Here is an 18,947-nt window from a genome sequence, read left to right on the forward strand (position 1 = left end):
ACAAAGACTATGGTTTAAATGTAACTATCAAAATGGGTAATCCCCAGGTTCTCAGTAGTACTTAATTGTTGATGGGGGGTGCGGTAGATTTCTTTATGGGTTATGGCATGGCTGCCGTGAACACCATAGCACAAGGTATTCCCAAAATCACAGTTGCAGCAATTTTACAGAAAGACCCTTGGTGTCTTATTGCACATCCCAACTCAGCAATTAAAATCCTTGCAGACCTCAAAGGCAAACCAATTTATGTCTTTGCTTCTGTTAAGATTACCTATTGGCTTTTACTCGAAGCAAAGTATGGTTTTACCAAAGCTCACAAGCGTCCTTACAACTTTAATCTTGTTGCTTTTCTGATTGAGAAAAACTCAGCCCAACAAGGTTATATTACATTTGAAGCCTTTGCCATTGAGAAGCAGGGCGGTTTTCAGCAAGTGGTATTTTTATTAACAGATTTTGGTTATCAAGCAAATGCAACTACTATTGAAACAAAAAAATAAGTAAAAGAAAAAATCCAGAATTAAGGCTATCAAAAAAAGTAAGCCGCTTGCTATTCTCCAGATTTTTTGCCAACTCTCAAAGTGGAGTATCCAATTCAGTCTCGATATCTAAGTTTGTTTCTACTTCAACACTCTCAACAGCTTGGCGTAATGCTAAAAAAGCTTCCTTTAAGGGGTAACTAACTGCACTGTCGGGTTCTGCAAGCACAAGCTTTTGATATTCCTCCACAAACTACATCCGTAAGCGATGAAACAAGTGCAAAAAATGCCGTAAAAAACTAAGACAATCAAGCACTACAATCTCTATGCCTCCTGTTTTTTCATAGAGATTAGCAGCATAGTCTTTTATATTTTTACTTATAGTTTCAGTAGTTAGAAATATGTAATTATCATACGCAAAAATTGCTAAAAAGCTTAATTTATTGAACCGCCAAGACGCCAAGACGCCAAGCAAGAGCGCCATTAATTTGTAGAGTGTGCGTAAGTCCTATCCAAATTCAAAATTAGGAAACTACAAAAACACTATCAGAACTTTCTGTGTATATTTGTGTAACCTCCCTCCGAAAAGCTAGCTACTAGGCGTCTATAATTTGTGGTTTGATTTCAAAAGCCGTGGGGATAACCCAAAATCCACCATTCCAAAATCGCTCATGATTGAAATTGACGGTTCCTACGGAGAGGGAGGCGGACAAGTTCTTCGCACTTCCTTAAGTCTAGCGGCCATCACTGGCCAACCCATAAGAATTGCAGGCATTCGCAGTGGACGCAAAAAGCCAGGATTAGCAGCACAACACTTAACGGCAGTTCGGGCTGCGGCGAGAATTTGTAATGCCCAACTACGGGGTGATGCTTTGGGTTCAATGCTGCTGGAGTTCATCCCAGGTAGTGGTGTGCAAGCTGGAACTTATACGTTTGATGTTAGTAAAGCACAACTTGGTGGTTCTGCGGGTGCGATCGCTCTAGTTTTACAAACAATTCTCTTACCTTTGGCACTAGCAACTGGTAATTCTCAGGTAACACTAAAGGGTGGAACTCATGTAAACTTTAGCCCGACAGTGACGTATATCGAGCAAGTTTATTTGCCAATATTGCAACGCATGGGTGTAGAGGCAAAAGTCAAGTTAGGCGCTTGGGGGTGGTTTCCCCAAGGTGGGGGAGAGGTACAATTGCAGGTGAATGGCGGTAGTCAACTCGGCGGGATCAATTTGTTGGAACGGGGAGAGTTACAACAAGTGCGAGGACTAGCAGTGGTGACGGAATTGCCTTCCCATATTCCCCAACGGATGGCGAATCGTGCGGAAAATTTGTTACGGGAGGCCCATTTGAAAGTTACTGTACACGCCTTGCGAGAAAGGGGTGTGGCACCTGGGGCGGGTATTTTTTTAACTGCTGAATATCAAAATAGTTTGAGTGGCTTTGGTGGATTTGGGCGTTTGCGGTTGTCGGCGGAGACAGTTGCAGAGATTGCTTGTCAGCAACTGCTTGAGTTTCATCAAACTGGTGCAGCAGTGGATGAACATTTAGCAGATCAATTATTATTGGCAGCTGCTTTAGCGTCACAGGGAAGTCAGTATCGAGTAGCTGAGGTGAGTAGACATTTGACGACGAATGCGGCGGTAATTGAACAGTTTGGGCTGGCGCAGATAACAGTAGATGAAGCTGAGAAAATAGTGTCGGTAAAGAGTTTGACTGGATGAAAAAAGTGTTTATTACTTTAGTAGTGGTGTATAATAGAGTATTATAAATTATTATTCTATCAATACCTTTGCCAAAAACAGAGGTAGTATAACTTTTGCCGAAACAGCCCAAGACAAGCGTCTGTTTAACTATTAGGCAAAACCTAGAACCTTTACTCAGACGTACAGGATAGTCAAAATTACTTCTAGTAAAACCATACAGGATTTTACCAGCTCAGTTTTTGGCTTTGGATGAGTGGTACTAGTCTACAAAAAACTCTGGAGAATTTAACCGCTACAAGGAGGATGTTGCAGAAAACTTTCCCCATTGCACCCCAAAACAGAAACTGATACTCAAACAAGCATGGCGGTTAAGGCATCACTATCTGAATGGAGTGCAGAAACGGCGCGAACGCCTAGAATTTGGGCGGGAGTCAGGCGCACTCTCGCAGTATGTATCATTTATTGATGTCTATCTAGAAGGATTCCCAGATGCGCGTCAGCTTCCCGTACTAGGGGAACGTTAGCGTAGCAGGGCAAAGCCCAGTACAATTTCGCGTCTCTACAAGGATTTTAGAATTTTTAATTTTGAATTGTTAACTCTCCTTCTTCTCTTGCCGTTCTTTGAGTTTCAGCATGATCTCTGCGTGCATTTCACGGGTAATTGGGTAAAAATACGTTAAAACTAAACCAAGAATTAAACAAACTGTAGGTATAGGCCCAACAGCAATGCGAATAGCAAACAGTGCCGATTCTGGTTGCGTGGGTGATAGACTTCCGGCTACAGATTCTTTGAAACCAGCTATTTGCAAAGCATTTCCCACCAAAAATAGCCCAAAAGCTAAACCAAATTTTTGTAGCAAAACCATGAAGCCATAAAAAATGCCTTCTCTGCGTTGTCCAGTTTGAAGTTCATCTAATTCAATCACATCTGGAATCATCGACCAGGGAATTAAATAAGCTGTGGATACACCAACGCCCGCCATCACAGCCATCACATACATCAAACCTATTTGACCAGGTTGTAAGAAAAATAGTCCGGCAGCGGCTATTATCCATAAACTCATTCCCAGAAAATAAACAACTTTTTTGCCAATTTTTTTACTCAGCGCCCCCCAGACAAATAGCATCAGCAGGGCTGTTCCTTGGACTGCAATCAGCACTGTGGGCACATCTGATTCTTTGAGTTTCATCCAATCGACTACAAAATAGGGAATAATGCTGGCTGTAATCTGCACACCTAGCCAAGAAAAAAGATATATACCAATAACAAATAAAAAAGGTCGGTTGCTGAAGACAATTTTTAGCTGTTCGCCGAAGGAGACAGATGCAGGTTCTTCGGCTAGGATGCGTTTAGCCTCAAAAGCAAGGATGCGATCGCGGACTCCAAAAACGCACCAATATAATCCTAAAATCGAAATTACCGTACAAATTGCCGCTAAAACAAGATATCGTTGTTGGCGATCGGCAATCTGCGAAAAAACAATTTGCGTTAAAATCAACGACAGAATGCTGCCACCAATAGAAAATGTAAAACGATAGCTGTTAAGGCTGGTGCGTTCGTCGTAATCTTGAGTTAGTTCTGGAGTCATTGCCGTATAAGGCAAATTCACAACGGTGTAAAAGGACTGAGATATCACTGCAATCGCTACGTAATACCAGAACAGCGGCCAAATATTATTACTCTGATTTGCCCTAAATTGCGGTACAATCCACTGCAAGAAAAAGAAAATACCAAAGGGAATAGCCCCATAAAACATCCAAGGAAGACGACGGCCCCAACGACGAGATTTCGTTTTATCACTCAAGAACCCGACAAGCGGATCATTTATGCCATCCCAGATTTTGCCAATCATCAAAATAGTGCCAGCTAAACCCGCAGGGATACCAGCGACACTGGTAAAAAAAAGCAGCAGATAAAAGACGGAGATACTTGCAGTAACTGCTGGGCCAAAATCCCCTGCACCGTAAGCCAGTTTTGTTTTAAAGTCGAGTTTTTCACTGAGAATATCTCGTTGGGCATCGCCATCAGCAGCAGAATCATTCATAAAACTTTGCACTCAGATTAAAATAATAAAGTTTGCGACGCCGAATAGACTATCGTAGACATCGCCTTCAATACTAGCTATCTACCACTCCCCTGATACTTATGCCAGACCTTTATCTTTCTTGGTCAGATTATCACCAAAAAATTGAACAACTGGCTATTCAGATTTATCAATCCGGTTGGGAATTTAACCAGATTATCTGTCTTGCTAGAGGAGGACTACGAGTTGGAGATATTCTCTCCCGTATATACCAGCAGCCGCTGGCAATTTTAGCAACCTCATCTTACAGTGGCACTGGTAAGCAAGGAAGAAGTGATTTAATTTTCTCCCGCTACTTAACGATGACTGCCGAAAAGTTAGGTTCGCGCATTCTCCTAGTAGATGATTTGGTAGACTCTGGTATCACACTTCAACAGACTATACCTTGGCTGAAGCAAAATACTGATTTCCCGATTGAGGAAATTCGCACTGCCGTTCTTTGGTATAAAGCCTGTTCAGTTATAGCACCTGATTATTATATTGATTACTTAGCTGACAATCCCTGGATTCACCAACCCTTTGAACACTACGAGCAGATGAACATCGCACAACTCGCGGCTAAGGTAAGTCAAGTGTGTTGATAAATACTTAGTAGCGCTACGCGAAATTCAAAATTAAGAATTCAAAAAGGTTATAGAGTCACCTTTTTACTGGTTTTGTAACAAGATACCCATACGGGTGTAGTTGGTTTACTTACGCCGTGATGTACTAGACATTATCTTGGCAGACACCCCAACAGTTGCCATATATATGCAAGCGGTTCCAGGATAGGATAATGAAGACTCAACAGTTTCGCTACCTGTAGACTGCTTCTAAGAAGTCTTTCTGTGATGGATTTACTGGGAAAAATACGGCCGGAGAAACATGAAAAAAATCTGCAAGCTTTTGGATATGTTCAACTGTTAATTTACGCTTACTTTTTAATACATCAGAAACAATCGATTCAGTTTTGAAAATATCAATTAAATCTTTTTGTTTCAAATTCAGTTCTGCAATTAAAACCTTGAGAAGCTCTACCCCAAAAATATCTGGAACAATATCTTGTTTCTCTTCATATTCGTGAATTAACATACCTAGTAAATTCAAATAGGCTCTTTCGTCCTCAGTTAGTTTTCCCTTATCAATTAGAGCGTCAACTACCGTTTGAGTTTTTTCTAGGTCTTCTTCAGAAACTATGGGGCGAGGGGGAAAAGATGTGAGCAACTCCATGTAGCTGGTATTGTTGTATGACATTTTGCCATTAGAATATTACTTAAATTATTTTAAAACTAAGATTGGTGTATTTACCAATCTTAGTTTTACTTAGCTAGTAAAGCTTTTAATTAGCGCTAGCTGTTAAACCATATATCACTTTTCCAGTTATTTTTTTCATATTCTGAATGGGTGAGAAAGTCGCGGATAAATATCATTTTAGATTCATAGTCAATATAGGTTATTAATCTATATTTGTTTCCTCCAATATCAAAAACGATAAAGTTTTTAACTTGGTCAGGCGCAAAAATAGAAGTAGCTTTTATTTCAGCAAAACTATTCCAGTTTTGTGCTTTTACAAGCTTCTTCCAAGCTCGTAAACCAGGTTCTGCATCAGGGTGCTTTTCCCAGCCATTTTTGAGTCTGGCTTCAGTAATAATACGTATGGGCATGGACTACCTCTAGACAGAAAAAAGAACATAAATCTCTCCTTGTAATTCATAGGAATAGGAATTAGGGTTATTTTATAACTCCGGCGATTTACCTGAGTTCAAAATAATCCTTCTCTAAATTGATTGAAAACCTTACTTAACTAATAAGTAAAGTAGAGGCTTTAAAATAATCTTAGCAAATTGCGAATATGATTGCAAGCGCTTGTTTGTTAAGTATTTATATTTACTAAGGAAGAGCCGAGCAAGATGTCATCGCCTTAGTACAGGGTGAATTGACCAAATCGGCTCAATTCATTTTCTTAGATGTATATAGATTACTGTGCAGCGCAAACACTTTCTAAAAGATTGTAACGAGTACTACTGTCAGCAAATTTGTTAACAGCCTACATACAATTTTTAAAATATTTTACGAAGTTTTATTTCCAAAAAATAACTGTATAAAACTCTTTTACAGACCAAGCAGTTTTCTTGCTTCCTCTTTGAACTCTTCAGGACATTCATCAAGTAGTTTTTGCTTAACAGAGTTATTCAATTTTTTTACGTCAAGCCAATCCACATTATTAAGCGACCACGCATTCCAATCATAAAATCTTTTCACCTGTCCATATTGATACAGGGTGTAATCATCATCGACCATTGAATTTCCCAAAAACACAGTACAAATTTCTTTTGATTCTGTCATAAGTAAAATTAAGTATTTTTTTTGTTCAAAAATACAAGTAAATAATTAACAATACTATAGCCACAGCAGCTAGGGTTAGATAACTTTAAGTTAAGTTTTTGATATCTCCCCAAACTTAGGACTCCACCACCCTTTTGGCGTATTGAAATAAGCCACATCTTTATGTTTGGTATCCTGACGCGATCGCGGGTCACAACATCGCAACATTGTCTTACTTTGCCCTTCTTTGATATAACTGTACTCCTCTAGAGGTTTCTTACATACCGGGCAGGGATATGTCGTCATGTTGACGGAAGGCTTTTGCTGATTCTCAACTTGAACTGCTTTGGTTCGTGGTGGCTCCCAAGTTTTGTTAAAGTCGCTCCAAAACAGCACGACATTTTCACAGCCTTTTGTGCATTTGAGGAAATATTTCTTTTTAACCTTACTACTGGGAATTTTGGCGAGAAAACTTTTGCACTCAGGGCATCGAGTCTTAGAAGTTTCATATTTGCGTTGGCGTAGCCCGTCGTAGACATCGCTTATCCCATAAACTTTAGCTGTTGAGGAACTCGCAACTACAGTTTTAGCTTTGGAGAGCGCTGGTAGAAAGTAATCCTGATTCCAACTAATTAAATAATGCTGCCAAGAGTGTTTTCCTTCGGAAATTGCATCAAGGGCATCCTCCATTTTCGCTGTGAATTCCGCCTCTAGTAAATCTGGCAGTGCTTTGAGTAAAAACGCATCAACTTCTAACCCTAACGCTGTCGGTTGAAGATGGTCTTTTATCAATTCGACATAATTTCGTTTTTTTAAAGTAGCAACAGTCGGAGCATAAGTACTTGGGCGACCAATTCCTTTACGTTCCATCAATTGCACCAATTTTGGTTCACTATAACGGGGTGGTGGCTGGGTTTGCTTCTGCTCATGCCCAGCATTCTCCAGTTTCAATGCTTGTCCCTGTTGTAATGAAGGTAAAACACTATCCTTGCTGAGATTATTCCAGTAGCGGGCATAACCGTAAAATTCAATTACTTGCCCTCTGGCTGACCACAGTAAAGAACCAGACTGAGTAATCACCTGAGTTTTACGCAATTGGGCAGCACGACACTGAGAAGCAATCGACCGTTTCCAGATCATCACATACAGATTAAACTGATCATCAGGAAGTTCAGAGCGCAATTGAACTGAGGGGCGAAACACATCTGTTGGCCGAATCGCCTCATGTGCTTCTTGAGCCGATTTGCTACTGCGATGTTTGGCAACTTGCTGTGGTACATTTTGCGGATCATTTTGCTCTAACCATTTACGGGCACTGGCACAAAATTCTGGACTCAGCATCACTGAGTCTGTTCGCATATATGTGATAAGCCCAGCCTCATAGAGCTTTTGAGCAACAACCATAGTTTTGTCAGGAGCAAACCTCAGCTTTGAACCAGCTGCTTGCTGAAGGCTGGAAGTTGTAAAAGGTGGTGGTGGCTGGCGGTTAACGACTTTTCCTTCAACATGAATCACCTGATGAGGATGTTGCCGTGCTTCTTCAACTAAACGTGTTGCCTCTGCTTCGGAAAGAACACGCTTAGACTCCGGTGTTTCTGTACTATTACCCACCTTCGCGTCATCGTGAGTTTCAGTTTCTTGGTCTGCTGAATCTGTTGCAGAATTGACTGTCCCTTTATAAAAAGCCCGAAATCCCTCAGTATAATCTACCCAGACACTCCAGTAATCTTGGGGGACAAAAGCCAGAATTTCGTTTTCTCGCTGACAAATTAAATGCAACGTCGCGCTTTGGACTCTGCCAACACTTTTAGCACCGTTATTTAATGCCCAAACTAAAGGGCTACCCTTGTAACCCACCAACTTGTCTAGGCAATCTCGGCACAGCCCAGCACCAATCAAATTTTGGTCTAGCTTTCTGGGATTAGCGATCGCACTCTGCACCGCAGATGCTGTAATCTCAGTATAAATTACTCGTTTCGGTTCCCTTAAACCCAGCGTTTCTTTCAGGTGCCAAGCGATTGTCTCGCCTTCCCGGTCTGGGTCAGTTGCTAAGACAACTTCATCAACCTGCCTCACCGCAGACTTGAGCTTCTGGATTGTTTCTTTCGCTCGTTGGTCACGCGGGATGTAATTGCACCGGACATTACTGCCATCCATGACGAAGCCCAAGGAATCGTCCCCTTCATTGCTGAGTTCTCGGATGTGACCACAACTGGCTAGAACTTTCCAATCTGCACCCAGAATTTGACTGAGTTTTTTGACTTTTCCGGGAGACTCGACCACAAGCAGGCGTTTGATCATAGCAAATGCATTCTTGATTCTGAGCAATAAACTGGCAATTGCGATGAGCGATGGCTGCGCCAACGCCAAAGGCGATCGCCTATCTTCCTCATGGGGATTTTTTAGAATACTGTACCAAAAAGCTTTGGAAATTGCTCAACTCAGTTTAGAGGTAAATCATCCCAACGCGATGCCTGATTGTGCGATCGCCCTTGGCGTTGGCGCAGCCATCGCTGTTGCAACTGACTCAAGACTTGCAAGATATTACACAGCTTGCAGATTTAAATATACTAATGGCTACTCATTCACCAGATATTATTCAAGATCGCTGGGATTTGACGGTTGAACTGAAAGGGCCACAAAAGTGAGAGATTTTCTGACAGTTGACCGTGTTGCTAACCAAATACGATTACGACGAAGCACATATACTGGAATTTTTTTATTAGTAGAAGGAAGTTCTGATAAAACTTTCTATAAGCGATTTGTTGACCAATTAGTTTGTGAGTTAGTCGAAACATCGGGAAAACCGTCTAGTAAGCAGCGTGCTATTGAAATTTTAAAAATTTTGGAAGAATCAAATTTCCAGGGAGTTTTAGCGATTGTTGATGCAGATTTTGATCGCCTTGAAACTTTGCTATACACCAATCATAATCTGCTTTGCACTGATAGCCATGACCTTGAAACGATGCTGATTAATTCACCAGCATTTAACAAAGTACTTGCTGAATTTGGTTCTGAAGATAAAATTGCTCAGTTTAATCGAGACGTAAAATTAGTATTACTTGAAAATGGCATATTGGTAGGTTATTTGCTTTGGATCTCTAAATGTGATGGATTAAATCTAACCTTTGAGGGTATTACATTTAGCAAGTTCATTGATGAGCAAACTCTGCAAATTGATGAACTCAAGCTGATTCAGGAGATTAAGAATAAATCCCAAGCTTTCTCTTTGGACGAAAAAAATATGCAAAAACGGCTAGAAAGTCTGAAAAGCAATAACCACGATCCTTGGCAAATCTGCTGTGGCCATCATTTGGTAGAAATTCTGTCGCTTGGTTTACGCAAAGCACTTGGTTCTAATAAAGCTGCTGATGTTGAACCGAACAATCTTGAGCGTAGTTTGCGACTTGCTTATGAAGAAATCTACTTTCATCAAACACAACTCTACTTGGACATTCGGACATGGGAAAGCAATAATCAGCCATTTAGGGTTTTGCGGAATGACAGATAATACCAAATTCGTAAACTATGTATAGTATTGTTCTTTTTGACACCCCAGCGGTTGAAGAGTGTTGGCATTGGTAGAAAATCAGGCGATCGCTATTCGAGTGCTAGCACTTACGGACAATTAGGATTGTTTGCACAAGCGCAGGAGAATTACGCGAAAGCTAGGGCTAATTTGCAGACAGCGTTGGAGATATATGTTGAGTATTAGGATGAATATATGGCTACGGTGACGCGAGAGATTTTAAAGGGTTTACTGGAGTAGAGGGTGGGCGATGTGCGATGTCTAACGACAAGCCGCGTTGCGTGTACGCATTTGAGTTTTGTGGGGGAGGGCGATCGCAAGTCTAATATTCAAGATAATGTTTGTAAAATTGCTTCAATTTGAGGCTTAAGGTTTGGTAATTCCCGTTCAATAACCAACCAAACAACATCTAAATCGATTTTAAAGTAATTATGAGTTAAAATATTTCGCATCCCAATCATTTGCGACCAAGGAACATCGGGATTTGCCTCACGAATATCAGCAGATAATACACGTGATGATTCTCCAATAATTTGTAGGTGTTGAATAAACCAAGTTTGAATTAGTTCGTTGTCTTCAAAAGCTTCCCGACCTTGAACTGCATATTTGTCGATCCGTTCGATAGCTTCTAAAATATCGCGCAACTTTTCACTATTATCCCTCACAACGGAACTGCCTCATTTAATACTCGCTCTCGAATGCGCGATCGCAATCCCTTCTCTGTGACGACATCGACTTTACAACCAAGTATTTCTTGTAATTCCATCAAGAATCCACCCAAATCAAAAAGGCTACGTCCTGTCTCCATTTCAACTAAAAAATCAACATCGCTGTTAACATCAGCTTCACGACGGGCTACTGAGCCAAAAATTCTGATATTATATGCTCCGTATTTTGCCGCAATTTGCAAAATTTCTTCCCGTTTGGCTGCCAATATTTCATAGATATTCATAACTCAATACAAATATGTAATACCATTTCTTTGTGAGGCTGCGCCAAATTTTCTTGGCTTCTTATTTCTTTCTTTGTGTCCTTCTCTACGAGACGCTGCGCGAATGCGTCCTTTGCGGTAGCCTGCGGCAAGCCGCTTTGCGTCTACGTTCCTCATTTCGTTTGGCGCATCTTCATACAGAATTGGTATAAGCAAATTATAAATGCGATCGCCCGTGGTTGATTACAAGTGGAGTGCGATCGCGCAAGTTAACGAAGTTATTTCCCTGGTGGTATTCCCCCGTCACCTCCATCGGTAGACTTAACAATAGACATTCAAGCCGATTTTGAGGATGTAGAGAATAACAATAGTAGCGAGCAATGGATCAAGAGGAATTGCGGTTAAAGCCATGTCAATTACATTACTTTAGTTTTGTGGACTCTTTCTTGCACAATTCCTGAATTGAATTTGCAAATAAACCTCAAGTAGCGGCAAATGTCAAGCGATCATTTCCTCTTCGATGTTATCTGTGCCAGTGCCAGCCTCACGTATGCGTTCCTCGCCGAGATTTTCCGGTAGAAATCCACCTGCCTGCATTTTCCATAACCTGTGGTAAGCGCCGCCGAGTGCCAGTAGTTTGGGGTGGGAACCATCTTCGATAATGCCACCTTTGTCAAACACCAGAATCCGGTCTAGATGGACGATGGTAGATAGCCGATGAGCCACTACGATCACCGTTTTCCCATTCATTGCTAAGTCAAGGGTATCCTGGATCGCTTTTTCAGTGATTGAATCCAGACTGGAGGTGGCTTCATCCAAGATCAGGATCGGCGCATCTTTGAGAATTACGCGGGCGATCGCAATGCGCTGCCTCTGCCCTCCAGACAACTTGACACCACGTTCACCCACCAGAGAATCGTAACCATCCTTACTTTGGATGATGAAATCGTGAGCATTAGCCTTTCGCGCCGCCTCGATCACTTCGGAGTCGGTTGCATCCAAGCGTCCGTAACGAATATTTTCTAGCAAAGTGCGATGGAACAGGGACGGATCTTGGGGAATCAAGCTGATCTGAGCGTGTAAGGCATCCTGAGTCATGTCTCGAATATCAACCCCATCAATGATAATCTGTCCAGATTGTGGGTCGAACAAACGTAGAATCAGATTGACAAAGGTGGATTTTCCAGAGCCGGACAAGCCCACTAGTCCGATACGCTGTCCCGCTAAGACAGTAATAGAAAGGTTGTGGAAAACTTTCTTCTCATCCGAGTAGTTGAAATTCACCCGCCGAAACTCAATCTTACCTTGGGTGATTGAGTGGGCGATCGCGCGATCACGATCAATCAACTCGTGGGGTTGAACGATGATCAAGACACCATTGGCGACATTACCGATATGTTCAAAAAATTCCAGAAAGCGGCGGCTCAAATTGCGGGCTTCACTGATGATCAACAGCGACAGGCTGGTTGCCACAACGAAGTCAGCAGTAGCAATCACTCCTTGACTCCAGAGTTCGAGAGAGTAATACAGGGTGCTGATTTTCAGAATGGCTGCTGAGATGAACTGAAACCAGCGGATTCGCTCCGAGTACCAGCCGGACTCTCTCACCTGTTTGATTTCGCGCCTTAATTGCTCATTTAAATAGCGTCGTTCAAAACCCAAGCGAGCAAATAGTCTGCTGCTGGTAAGATTTGTTACTGCATCTACAATGATGCCAGTTGTCTCACTTCTTGCGGCTGCGGCTTTCTGGGAGTAAATTCGGCAGCGAGTTGCTAGCCAGAACGAAATACTGATGAAAAGAACTGCCCATATCCCCACGAGTGCAGCAAGCGGAGGATAGGCGCGATACAGTAACATTGTGGCAACAGTATACACGACGATTACTGGCATAAATTCAGTAATCATCATTTGCATCGTCTGAGTAACACCCAGAGAAGTTTCGCTAATCCGATGTGCCAATGCCCCTGAAAAACTGCTGCTCATGTAGCGATGCGAATGGTGCTGCAAGTAGGCATATAGCGATCGGACGATGTGCTGTCGGTGGATCGGATGGAGGATAGTGTGCAAGAGTCCAGCCGAACGCCCAAATATCACTTCACCTACACTTAAGGCGGTGAACAGCATCAGGGGTTGCCTCATGGCATCAAAAATGGGCTTGTTGTCGCCCGTCGATCGCGTTACGCCCCGGATGATCTCACCGATGGCATACGGTAACATAATCCCACAGGTTGCGTGTATTATCTCCAGGATCACTGCTGCCACATACCACCAGCGAAACTGGTTAATGAAATAGCAAATGAACCTAAATGGAGTTGATGGCAAATCTGGTGCATCAGCAGCACGTTGAAAGGATTTGGATTGTCTGGCTTTTTTCGTCATGAAAGTTGGTCACGTAGCATTGTTTTAGCTTTTCTGTAAGATAAAAATGGACGACTGGATAAGCCGTCCGGTGGTATTAGGGACTGTCAATCACCCACCCGGAAATAAATTTCCAGGATAATAATTAAAGTCCGTTTTAACCGAATAATGAGAGTATTTATAATCCGTTTCAATGGAGCTTTTTTATTAGCCAGGGACTTGAGTTTTTGGCGGTTCAAGTATTTTTGTAAGAGGTTTATTGAATTTGCATATTAGCTAGAAGTAAAACTCTTTTTGTGGGTTGACAAACGTCTATAGCGGTTCTTTTTGACGTGAGGTACACGCGTAGGGGCACGGCACTGCCGTGCCCCTACACCTCGCAATATAATGTTGTACCACATCTGAATGGGAACCGCTATAATACCAATTCGTAATTCGTAATTATGAAAATCAGTTGAAACTAACGAAGAGAATCTCCCCTTCGGTATTCGGCAGTTAAGTCATCTAACTTTTGTTTCAAACTATCGTCGAGTTTTAGTTCTACTGCCTTTAGGGAGTCAGCAAGTTGTTCTGGGCGGCTAGCACCAATTATCGGGGCAGTGATAATCGGATTAGATAAAACCCAAGCCACCGCTAGGGTAGTGAGGGAAAATCCGGCGAGATCCGCTACTGTGCGTAAAGCCTCGACAGTATTGAACTCGCGATCGTGCCAGTAGCGATCTTGATAGCGTTCTGCGGCAGCACCTAGCGTGAAACGGGTGCCTGAGGTGGGGCCTTTGGCGAGAATGTGTTTGCCGGTGAGTAGACCCCCCGCCAAAGGATTATAGGAAATTACACCCAGTCCTTCTTCTTTCGCCAGGGGCAATAGTTCTCGCTCAATTTCGCGGAACAACAGGTTGTAGCGGGGCTGAATCGAGATAAACCTAGTTAGATTGCGCGTCTCGGCGCGACCCAAGGCACGGGCGAGTCGGTAGGCTAAGAAGTTGGAAACCCCGATGTAGCGCACCTTGCCAGCACGAACCACCGCATCCAGCGCTTCCAAAGTCTCATCGAGGGGGGTGGAAGCATCGTCGGAGTGCAATTGGTACAGGTCGATGTAGTCAGTTCCCAGCCGCCGCAGGGAAGCATCGATCGCATCCAGAATATGTTTACGCGAAGCCCCCTGATCCCAAGGTGCAGGGCCAACCCGGCCGACGCACTTGGTAGCCAAGATAAAATGTTCACGTTTGCCTTTGAGCCAGCGCCCAACGATTTCTTCGGTGCTACCAGCAGTAGCAAGCCCGCCGCCGAGGGGATAAACGTCGGCTGTATCCAGAAAGTTAATACCGCCATCAGCAGCGGTGTCGAGGATGTCCTTGGAAGTTTCTTCGTCGGTCTGCAATCCGAAGGTCATGGTGCCGAGACAAAGGCGGGAAACAGTCAATCCGGTTTTACCGAGATTGGTAGTTGGTAATGTCATGGAGATGTTGTTGATTGAAAGTAGTTGATTGAGAAAGTGTTGAAATTTCTAAATAGAATGCGACGTGCGTTCCGCCCCGCTGACGCTCCTGACGTCGCTACCGCTAACGCAGAACTAAAAGCCTGTAGGACACATCGACTAAGTACAGCATTTCATTAATTCGTAGCGAATTAATGAAATGCAATAACCCTGCAATGCTAATGCGTCGGCTTACATTGTTAATGCGTCGGTTTACATTGTTAATGCGTCGGTTTACATTGTTAATGCGTCGGTTTACATTGTTAATGCATCAATTTACATTGTTAATGCGTCGGCTTACATTGTTAATGCGTCAGCCGCATTAAAAACGCTACGCTTTTACGCAAAACTGTACTAAGCAATGATTAGCCAATAAAATAACGATGTCGGCATTTTTTAAGGCGTGAACCAATTTAACCAACCTTCCCAGTTTTGTACGATCGCTGCAAATTCTGCATAACCATCTGCTTTTGGGTGAGCGCCGTCATTGGCTTTTGCTTCTGCTAGCCAGATGGGTGACTTCACCAAACTGGAAAACACATCGAGATACGGAACATCTAGTTGATCACAAACTAATGCAAATTCCTGTGACAGATTTGCGAGAATTTGATTTCTTTTTTCTTGAGCGACATCACCACACGGTGGCGGACTAACCATCAAGATCGGATAGAGTTGCTTTGCTTTGCTTAAAATACTGCGAGCATTTGCAATTGACTCTGACAGTTCGATTCCTTGCTGTTTACCCGCCCATCCTGAATCGTTTACGCCAAAGGAAAACACTACTCGACCATCAGATTCTCTTGGGAGACGATAGGAGACTTCTGAGTACCAACGTTCTTTAAGATACCGACTCGTCTCTGCCCGCACCCCTAAGTTGTAATGGGTGATAGCGTATCCTCTTGATTCAGCATTGCGGCACACTCTACCTGTCCAGCCCAGAAACTCTGGATCACCTGTGCCATTGACAAAGGATTCACCAATAAAACAAATTCTGATTTCTTTGCGAGAATCTGACATAAGTCAATCAATTTTGGATTTTGGATTTGCAATTTTGGATTGTAATTGAATCTAAAATCTAAAATATAAAATTCCTGTAGACTATGCATTCCTTAGCTAACTGCCGCCTTGGCTGGCTGTTTCCACAGTGCGGCTGCGTACAGCGAAGCATCAAAGTCTGGCGCAATGTTGTCACCCGTGATCCGTGTCTCGTGCTGTGCCCAGTCGGCGAAGAACAAGTCGTGGCTGATGCGTGCCACCACCCCCGGCACGTCGCGCCGAATGCTGGGTACGTCGCCGATGGGCAGACCGAAGCTCACTAAAGCCTGCGGGGTTGAAGACGTGAATATCCTTCAGGTAAGGTGCGCTACCAGACACTTTCTCCTGGTATTCATGGGCGCTGCCGAGGTAGGGGTGCGTGCCTAGCCCATCGTCGCGCTGGTCTGTTGGTGGTTCGTAGCGATCGCGCCAGAGGGCGATGTGGTGTGCAAAGTCCGCTAGTTCGGGCCGCACCGTCGGGTCAACGAAGTAGCCGGTGCCAGCGATCGCAAAATCGAACTCGAATACATCGTCGCGCAGGTGAACGACGATGCGGTTGCCCTGCTCGTGCGCTGATCTCCATGTTGCCGACAGGTGTAGGTGGAAGTTCGGGAAGGCGATCGCCCGCTCAATCGCGTCGGGTGGGGGCGTAGAACCAACTTGGCGAAAGCGCCAAGCCTGGAACCAGCGAGCCGCATCGGGCAGTTCTGGATAGTTGTAGTAAGCGCCAGGATACCCGCGCACGCGAATTATAGGCAGTGATGCGATCGCTGGTCGCCGCGCGAACAGATGCACCGCCTTTGCTCCCGATTCGAGCGCTACTCCTGCGGCGTCGAAGGCCGAGGCCGCAGCGCCCAGCACCGCTACAGTCTTGCCGCGCAGCGCGGTAAAGTCGATGGCATGGGCGGTGTGTGCATACAGCGTGCGTGGCAGGCCAGCTAGCACCGATGGCACGTAGGGGCCACCAGTGCCAGCCACACCGTTGGCAAAGATGATCTTGCGCGTGGTTTCCACCTGCGCGACACCATTTACCTCAAGGTGCAGGCCAAAGAAACCTTCTGCTGGCTCGATCCGCACCAGCCGTGTCCGGTACCGAACCGGGATGCCCAAAAACTGCCGATACCAGCTGAGGTACTCAGCCCATAGCAAGCGGGGGATGCGGTCGATCGCTGCGTATGCCTCAATACCGTGCCGCGCCTCGTACCAAGCTTGGAACGATAGCGCTGGAATCCCAAGTTCGTGGCCAGGCAGGTTCTTCGGCGTGCGTAGTTTATTCATCCGCGCTCGGTTGAGCCACACGCCAGCATGAGCCTCGTCATCGGCTGCGTCGATCACTGTCACGCGGCCAATGCCGGCACGCCGCAGCGCAAATGCAAAGGTGCTGCCGCTGCCGCTGCCACCCACCACCGTGACGTTGTGAGCGACGTCTGGGCGGTCGGGTATCCAGTTATCGGGATCGGGGCCGATTAGGCGTAGCGCCTCGCGGGCCCCAACATCAGGGTCAGTCGTTATCGTCATGTCGATCTCCCAGGCTGAAAGTGTATATCTTTGTTATCTAGGACTTACGCAATAACTCTCTGAAACCTTATTCCTTTGTGTCCTTCTCTACGAGACGCTGCGCGAATGCGTCCTTTGCGGTTCGTTTTTTCATGATTTTGCGTAAGTCCTGTTATCGAAGAAGGTGATGAGGGAGAATATTCTTCATGTTTCTCCCTCATTTTGCCTTTTAGACCACTACCAGGCTCTTGTCCACTTGTTTAAATTCGGTGTTACCTACTTTGGATTCGATCGCCGTACCCTTGAAGAATTCGGGGTTGGCTTGGGTGTAAAACTTGTAGGGATTAGCGAATACATAAGACTTGAAGTCGGCTTCGGAAATAACCCCTTCTTGAACCAAATCCCAGCTTTCAGCCAAGGGGGCGGTGAGGTCTGGCACATCCCAGTGACCAACATCGGAGGAATAGATCGCGTTAATTTTGACTCCCAAGGGATTAGCTTTGTCATTGAATGCCGCAGTGATCGTGCGATTGTCGGACTCGGAACCAAAGAAGAAACTGTTCACCCAGCGATCGCGGATGTCCTCGGTTGTTTCAATGCCTGCTGCTGCAAAATCCTCCAACTCGCTACCAATCGGCGCCCGACTAAAACGGCTGAATGAAGATCCCAAGACACTCTTGGTTAATTCCTCCTTGTCGAGGGAATGCCCTTGAGTGATTTCCGCACCGTAGCGCTCAAATATCTCAAACAGCTCATCGGCATTCGTCAGCGCTGGATTGTAGTTTTGTAGCGCCTTCAGATTGCGCTTGGAGAAGCGATCCACCAGATGTATGTAGACGTTGGCACCCCAAGCTGCGCCACCTTCGAGCATAGCCACTCGCAACTGCGGAAAACGCTTGGTAACACCGCCGAAGAACAGCGCCTTAGCAAAGGCTTCCGAACCATCGGCGAAGTGGCCGATATGGTTGTTCATGTAGTTACTAGTGGAGGAGCGTCCAGTCCAACCCTGACTGCCGTAATGGGTGGTGACGGGTACGCCTAGTTCTATGACTTTGGTCCAGAAGGGATCGTAGTCGTATTCACTATCCAGTCCGTAAAAGTCGATATAAGACGCATACTTGGCGATTTCGGGGAATTTATCGGCTGGATACTTATCAGCGATCGCTTTAATTGGCCGTTTTACACCCCCAGTGATATTAATAACTTTTAATCCCAGTGTTTTCACAGCAAACTCTAGCTCCTCAATGCCTTCTTGGGGAGTAGTTAATGGGATGCCAGCTACCGGTGTCAGGCGATCGCTATATTTCCGGTAAATATCAGCATGATAGTGATTGACTGCACGTTGCAGTGCCTGACGGTTCTCTGGACTGGCTCCAGCCGGTGCCAGGACATTGTTCGGAAACAGCACCGAATAGTCTGACCCCTGCTCCGCCTGACGCTCATAGAGCAGTCCGGGAAGGGTGTAATACCATTTCTGTATGAAGCTGCGCTAAATTATCACCAAGGGTAAATTTGGTTTAAGCGTGATGGGTTTAAGATTACAAGTCGAAATAAAA

At 44.5% G+C, this 18,947-nt stretch carries 19 protein-coding genes and 1 pseudogene; 7 read left to right on the forward strand and 13 right to left on the reverse strand.

Going from position 1 to position 18,947, the window contains the following annotated elements; translation table 11 throughout:
- Positions 1-95 precede the first annotated feature (95 nt).
- Entirely contained in the window at positions 96-497 is a 402-nt protein-coding gene (locus V7K46_RS18385; RefSeq protein ID WP_335115556.1) for an ABC transporter substrate-binding protein, read from the forward strand.
- Between the two features lie 76 nt (positions 498-573).
- On the opposite strand, the gene V7K46_RS18390 is transcribed toward V7K46_RS18385, so the two are convergent.
- On the reverse strand, positions 574-726 hold the full coding sequence (locus tag V7K46_RS18390; protein WP_335115558.1) for a hypothetical protein: 153 nt from the start codon (positions 724-726) through the stop codon (positions 574-576).
- Between the two features lie 421 nt (positions 727-1,147).
- On the opposite strand from V7K46_RS18390, the gene rtcA reads away from it, so the two are divergent.
- Both rtcA and V7K46_RS18400 read left to right on the forward strand, forming a co-directional pair.
- A complete protein-coding gene (rtcA, locus tag V7K46_RS18395; RefSeq protein ID WP_335115560.1) occupies positions 1,148-2,194 on the forward strand; it encodes an RNA 3'-terminal phosphate cyclase in 1,047 nt (348 codons plus the stop codon).
- A gap of 374 nt (positions 2,195-2,568) precedes the next feature.
- Positions 2,569-2,700, forward strand: a complete 132-nt coding sequence (locus V7K46_RS18400; protein WP_335115562.1) for a hypothetical protein — start codon at positions 2,569-2,571, stop codon at positions 2,698-2,700.
- A gap of 69 nt (positions 2,701-2,769) precedes the next feature.
- On the opposite strand, the gene V7K46_RS18405 is transcribed toward V7K46_RS18400, so the two are convergent.
- Entirely contained in the window at positions 2,770-4,221 is a 1,452-nt protein-coding gene (locus tag V7K46_RS18405; protein ID WP_335115564.1) for an MFS transporter, read from the reverse strand.
- 101 nt (positions 4,222-4,322) lie between these two features.
- Here V7K46_RS18405 and V7K46_RS18410 point away from each other — a divergent pair, with 101 nt between their 5' ends.
- Positions 4,323-4,841, forward strand: coding sequence for a phosphoribosyltransferase (locus tag V7K46_RS18410; RefSeq protein ID WP_335115566.1), 519 nt, complete (start codon positions 4,323-4,325; stop codon positions 4,839-4,841).
- A gap of 214 nt (positions 4,842-5,055) precedes the next feature.
- On the opposite strand, the gene V7K46_RS18415 is transcribed toward V7K46_RS18410, so the two are convergent.
- The 4 genes from V7K46_RS18415 to topA form a co-directional block, all read right to left on the reverse strand.
- Positions 5,056-5,469 carry a helix-turn-helix domain-containing protein gene (locus V7K46_RS18415; protein WP_335115568.1) on the reverse strand — a complete coding sequence of 138 codons (414 nt, stop codon included), beginning with the start codon at positions 5,467-5,469 and terminating at the stop codon, positions 5,056-5,058.
- Positions 5,470-5,588: 119 nt separating this feature from the next.
- A complete protein-coding gene (locus tag V7K46_RS18420) occupies positions 5,589-5,903 on the reverse strand; it encodes a type II toxin-antitoxin system HigB family toxin (RefSeq protein WP_335115570.1) in 315 nt (104 codons plus the stop codon).
- Between the two features lie 448 nt (positions 5,904-6,351).
- Complete coding sequence (locus V7K46_RS18425; protein ID WP_335115572.1) at positions 6,352-6,585, reverse strand: hypothetical protein; 234 nt, start codon at positions 6,583-6,585, stop codon at positions 6,352-6,354.
- 90 nt (positions 6,586-6,675) lie between these two features.
- Positions 6,676-8,865, reverse strand: a complete 2,190-nt coding sequence (topA, locus tag V7K46_RS18430; protein WP_335115574.1) for a type I DNA topoisomerase — start codon at positions 8,863-8,865, stop codon at positions 6,676-6,678.
- Positions 8,866-8,878: 13 nt separating this feature from the next.
- Here topA and V7K46_RS18435 point away from each other — a divergent pair, with 13 nt between their 5' ends.
- Genes V7K46_RS18435 through V7K46_RS18445 form a run of 3 tightly spaced genes read left to right on the forward strand, consistent with a single transcriptional unit; the run spans position 8,879 to position 10,279 of the window.
- A complete protein-coding gene (locus V7K46_RS18435; RefSeq protein ID WP_335115576.1) occupies positions 8,879-9,190 on the forward strand; it encodes a hypothetical protein in 312 nt (103 codons plus the stop codon).
- Between the two features lie 18 nt (positions 9,191-9,208).
- Positions 9,209-10,075: a DUF4435 domain-containing protein gene (locus tag V7K46_RS18440; RefSeq protein WP_335115578.1), complete on the forward strand. Its 867-nt coding sequence runs from the start codon at positions 9,209-9,211 to the stop codon at positions 10,073-10,075.
- 36 nt (positions 10,076-10,111) lie between these two features.
- Entirely contained in the window at positions 10,112-10,279 is a 168-nt protein-coding gene (locus V7K46_RS18445; RefSeq protein ID WP_335115580.1) for a tetratricopeptide repeat protein, read from the forward strand.
- A gap of 143 nt (positions 10,280-10,422) precedes the next feature.
- Here V7K46_RS18445 and V7K46_RS18450 read toward each other — a convergent pair whose 3' ends face one another.
- From V7K46_RS18450 to V7K46_RS18480, 7 genes and pseudogenes are all read right to left on the reverse strand, one after another.
- The gene (locus V7K46_RS18450; RefSeq protein ID WP_335115582.1) at positions 10,423-10,758 is read right to left on the reverse strand and encodes a HepT-like ribonuclease domain-containing protein; all 336 of its coding nucleotides are present in this window, start codon (positions 10,756-10,758) and stop codon (positions 10,423-10,425) included.
- Entirely contained in the window at positions 10,755-11,045 is a 291-nt protein-coding gene (locus tag V7K46_RS18455; protein WP_335115584.1) for a nucleotidyltransferase family protein, read from the reverse strand. Before V7K46_RS18455 ends, V7K46_RS18450 begins: the two co-directional genes overlap by 4 nt.
- Before the next feature lie 477 nt (positions 11,046-11,522).
- On the reverse strand, positions 11,523-13,403 hold the full coding sequence (locus V7K46_RS18460; RefSeq protein ID WP_335115586.1) for an ABC transporter ATP-binding protein: 1,881 nt from the start codon (positions 13,401-13,403) through the stop codon (positions 11,523-11,525).
- A 439-nt stretch (positions 13,404-13,842) separates the two neighbouring features.
- Positions 13,843-14,841 carry an aldo/keto reductase gene (locus V7K46_RS18465; RefSeq protein WP_335115588.1) on the reverse strand — a complete coding sequence of 333 codons (999 nt, stop codon included), beginning with the start codon at positions 14,839-14,841 and terminating at the stop codon, positions 13,843-13,845.
- A gap of 414 nt (positions 14,842-15,255) precedes the next feature.
- Complete coding sequence (locus V7K46_RS18470; protein ID WP_335115590.1) at positions 15,256-15,876, reverse strand: GDSL-type esterase/lipase family protein; 621 nt, start codon at positions 15,874-15,876, stop codon at positions 15,256-15,258.
- A gap of 171 nt (positions 15,877-16,047) precedes the next feature.
- The gene (locus V7K46_RS18475) at positions 16,048-17,412 is read right to left on the reverse strand and encodes an FAD-dependent oxidoreductase (protein ID WP_335115592.1); all 1,365 of its coding nucleotides are present in this window, start codon (positions 17,410-17,412) and stop codon (positions 16,048-16,050) included.
- A gap of 208 nt (positions 17,413-17,620) precedes the next feature.
- A pseudogene (locus V7K46_RS18480) lies at positions 17,621-18,856 on the reverse strand (amidohydrolase family protein); the annotation flags it as partial.
- Positions 18,857-18,947 lie beyond the last annotated feature (91 nt).

The sequence above is a fragment of the Nostoc sp. genome, from assembly GCF_036917395.1.
Classification (GTDB): domain Bacteria; phylum Cyanobacteriota; class Cyanobacteriia; order Cyanobacteriales; family Nostocaceae; genus Nostoc.

Coding starts and splice junctions, on each gene's coding strand:
- V7K46_RS18385 (WP_335115556.1), top strand. CDS start 96: ATGGGTTATGGCATGGCTGCCGTGAACACCATAGCACAAGGTATTCCC.
- rtcA (WP_335115560.1), top strand. CDS start 1,148: ATGATTGAAATTGACGGTTCCTACGGAGAGGGAGGCGGACAAGTTCTT.
- V7K46_RS18405 (WP_335115564.1), bottom strand. CDS start 4,221: ATGAATGATTCTGCTGCTGATGGCGATGCCCAACGAGATATTCTCAGT.
- V7K46_RS18410 (WP_335115566.1), top strand. CDS start 4,323: ATGCCAGACCTTTATCTTTCTTGGTCAGATTATCACCAAAAAATTGAA.
- V7K46_RS18415 (WP_335115568.1), bottom strand. CDS start 5,469: ATGGAGTTGCTCACATCTTTTCCCCCTCGCCCCATAGTTTCTGAAGAA.
- V7K46_RS18420 (WP_335115570.1), bottom strand. CDS start 5,903: ATGCCCATACGTATTATTACTGAAGCCAGACTCAAAAATGGCTGGGAA.
- V7K46_RS18425 (WP_335115572.1), bottom strand. CDS start 6,585: ATGACAGAATCAAAAGAAATTTGTACTGTGTTTTTGGGAAATTCAATG.
- topA (WP_335115574.1), bottom strand. CDS start 8,865: ATGATCAAACGCCTGCTTGTGGTCGAGTCTCCCGGAAAAGTCAAAAAA.
- V7K46_RS18455 (WP_335115584.1), bottom strand. CDS start 11,045: ATGAATATCTATGAAATATTGGCAGCCAAACGGGAAGAAATTTTGCAA.
- V7K46_RS18460 (WP_335115586.1), bottom strand. CDS start 13,403: ATGACGAAAAAAGCCAGACAATCCAAATCCTTTCAACGTGCTGCTGAT.
- V7K46_RS18465 (WP_335115588.1), bottom strand. CDS start 14,841: ATGACATTACCAACTACCAATCTCGGTAAAACCGGATTGACTGTTTCC.
- V7K46_RS18470 (WP_335115590.1), bottom strand. CDS start 15,876: ATGTCAGATTCTCGCAAAGAAATCAGAATTTGTTTTATTGGTGAATCC.
- V7K46_RS18475 (WP_335115592.1), bottom strand. CDS start 17,412: ATGACGATAACGACTGACCCTGATGTTGGGGCCCGCGAGGCGCTACGC.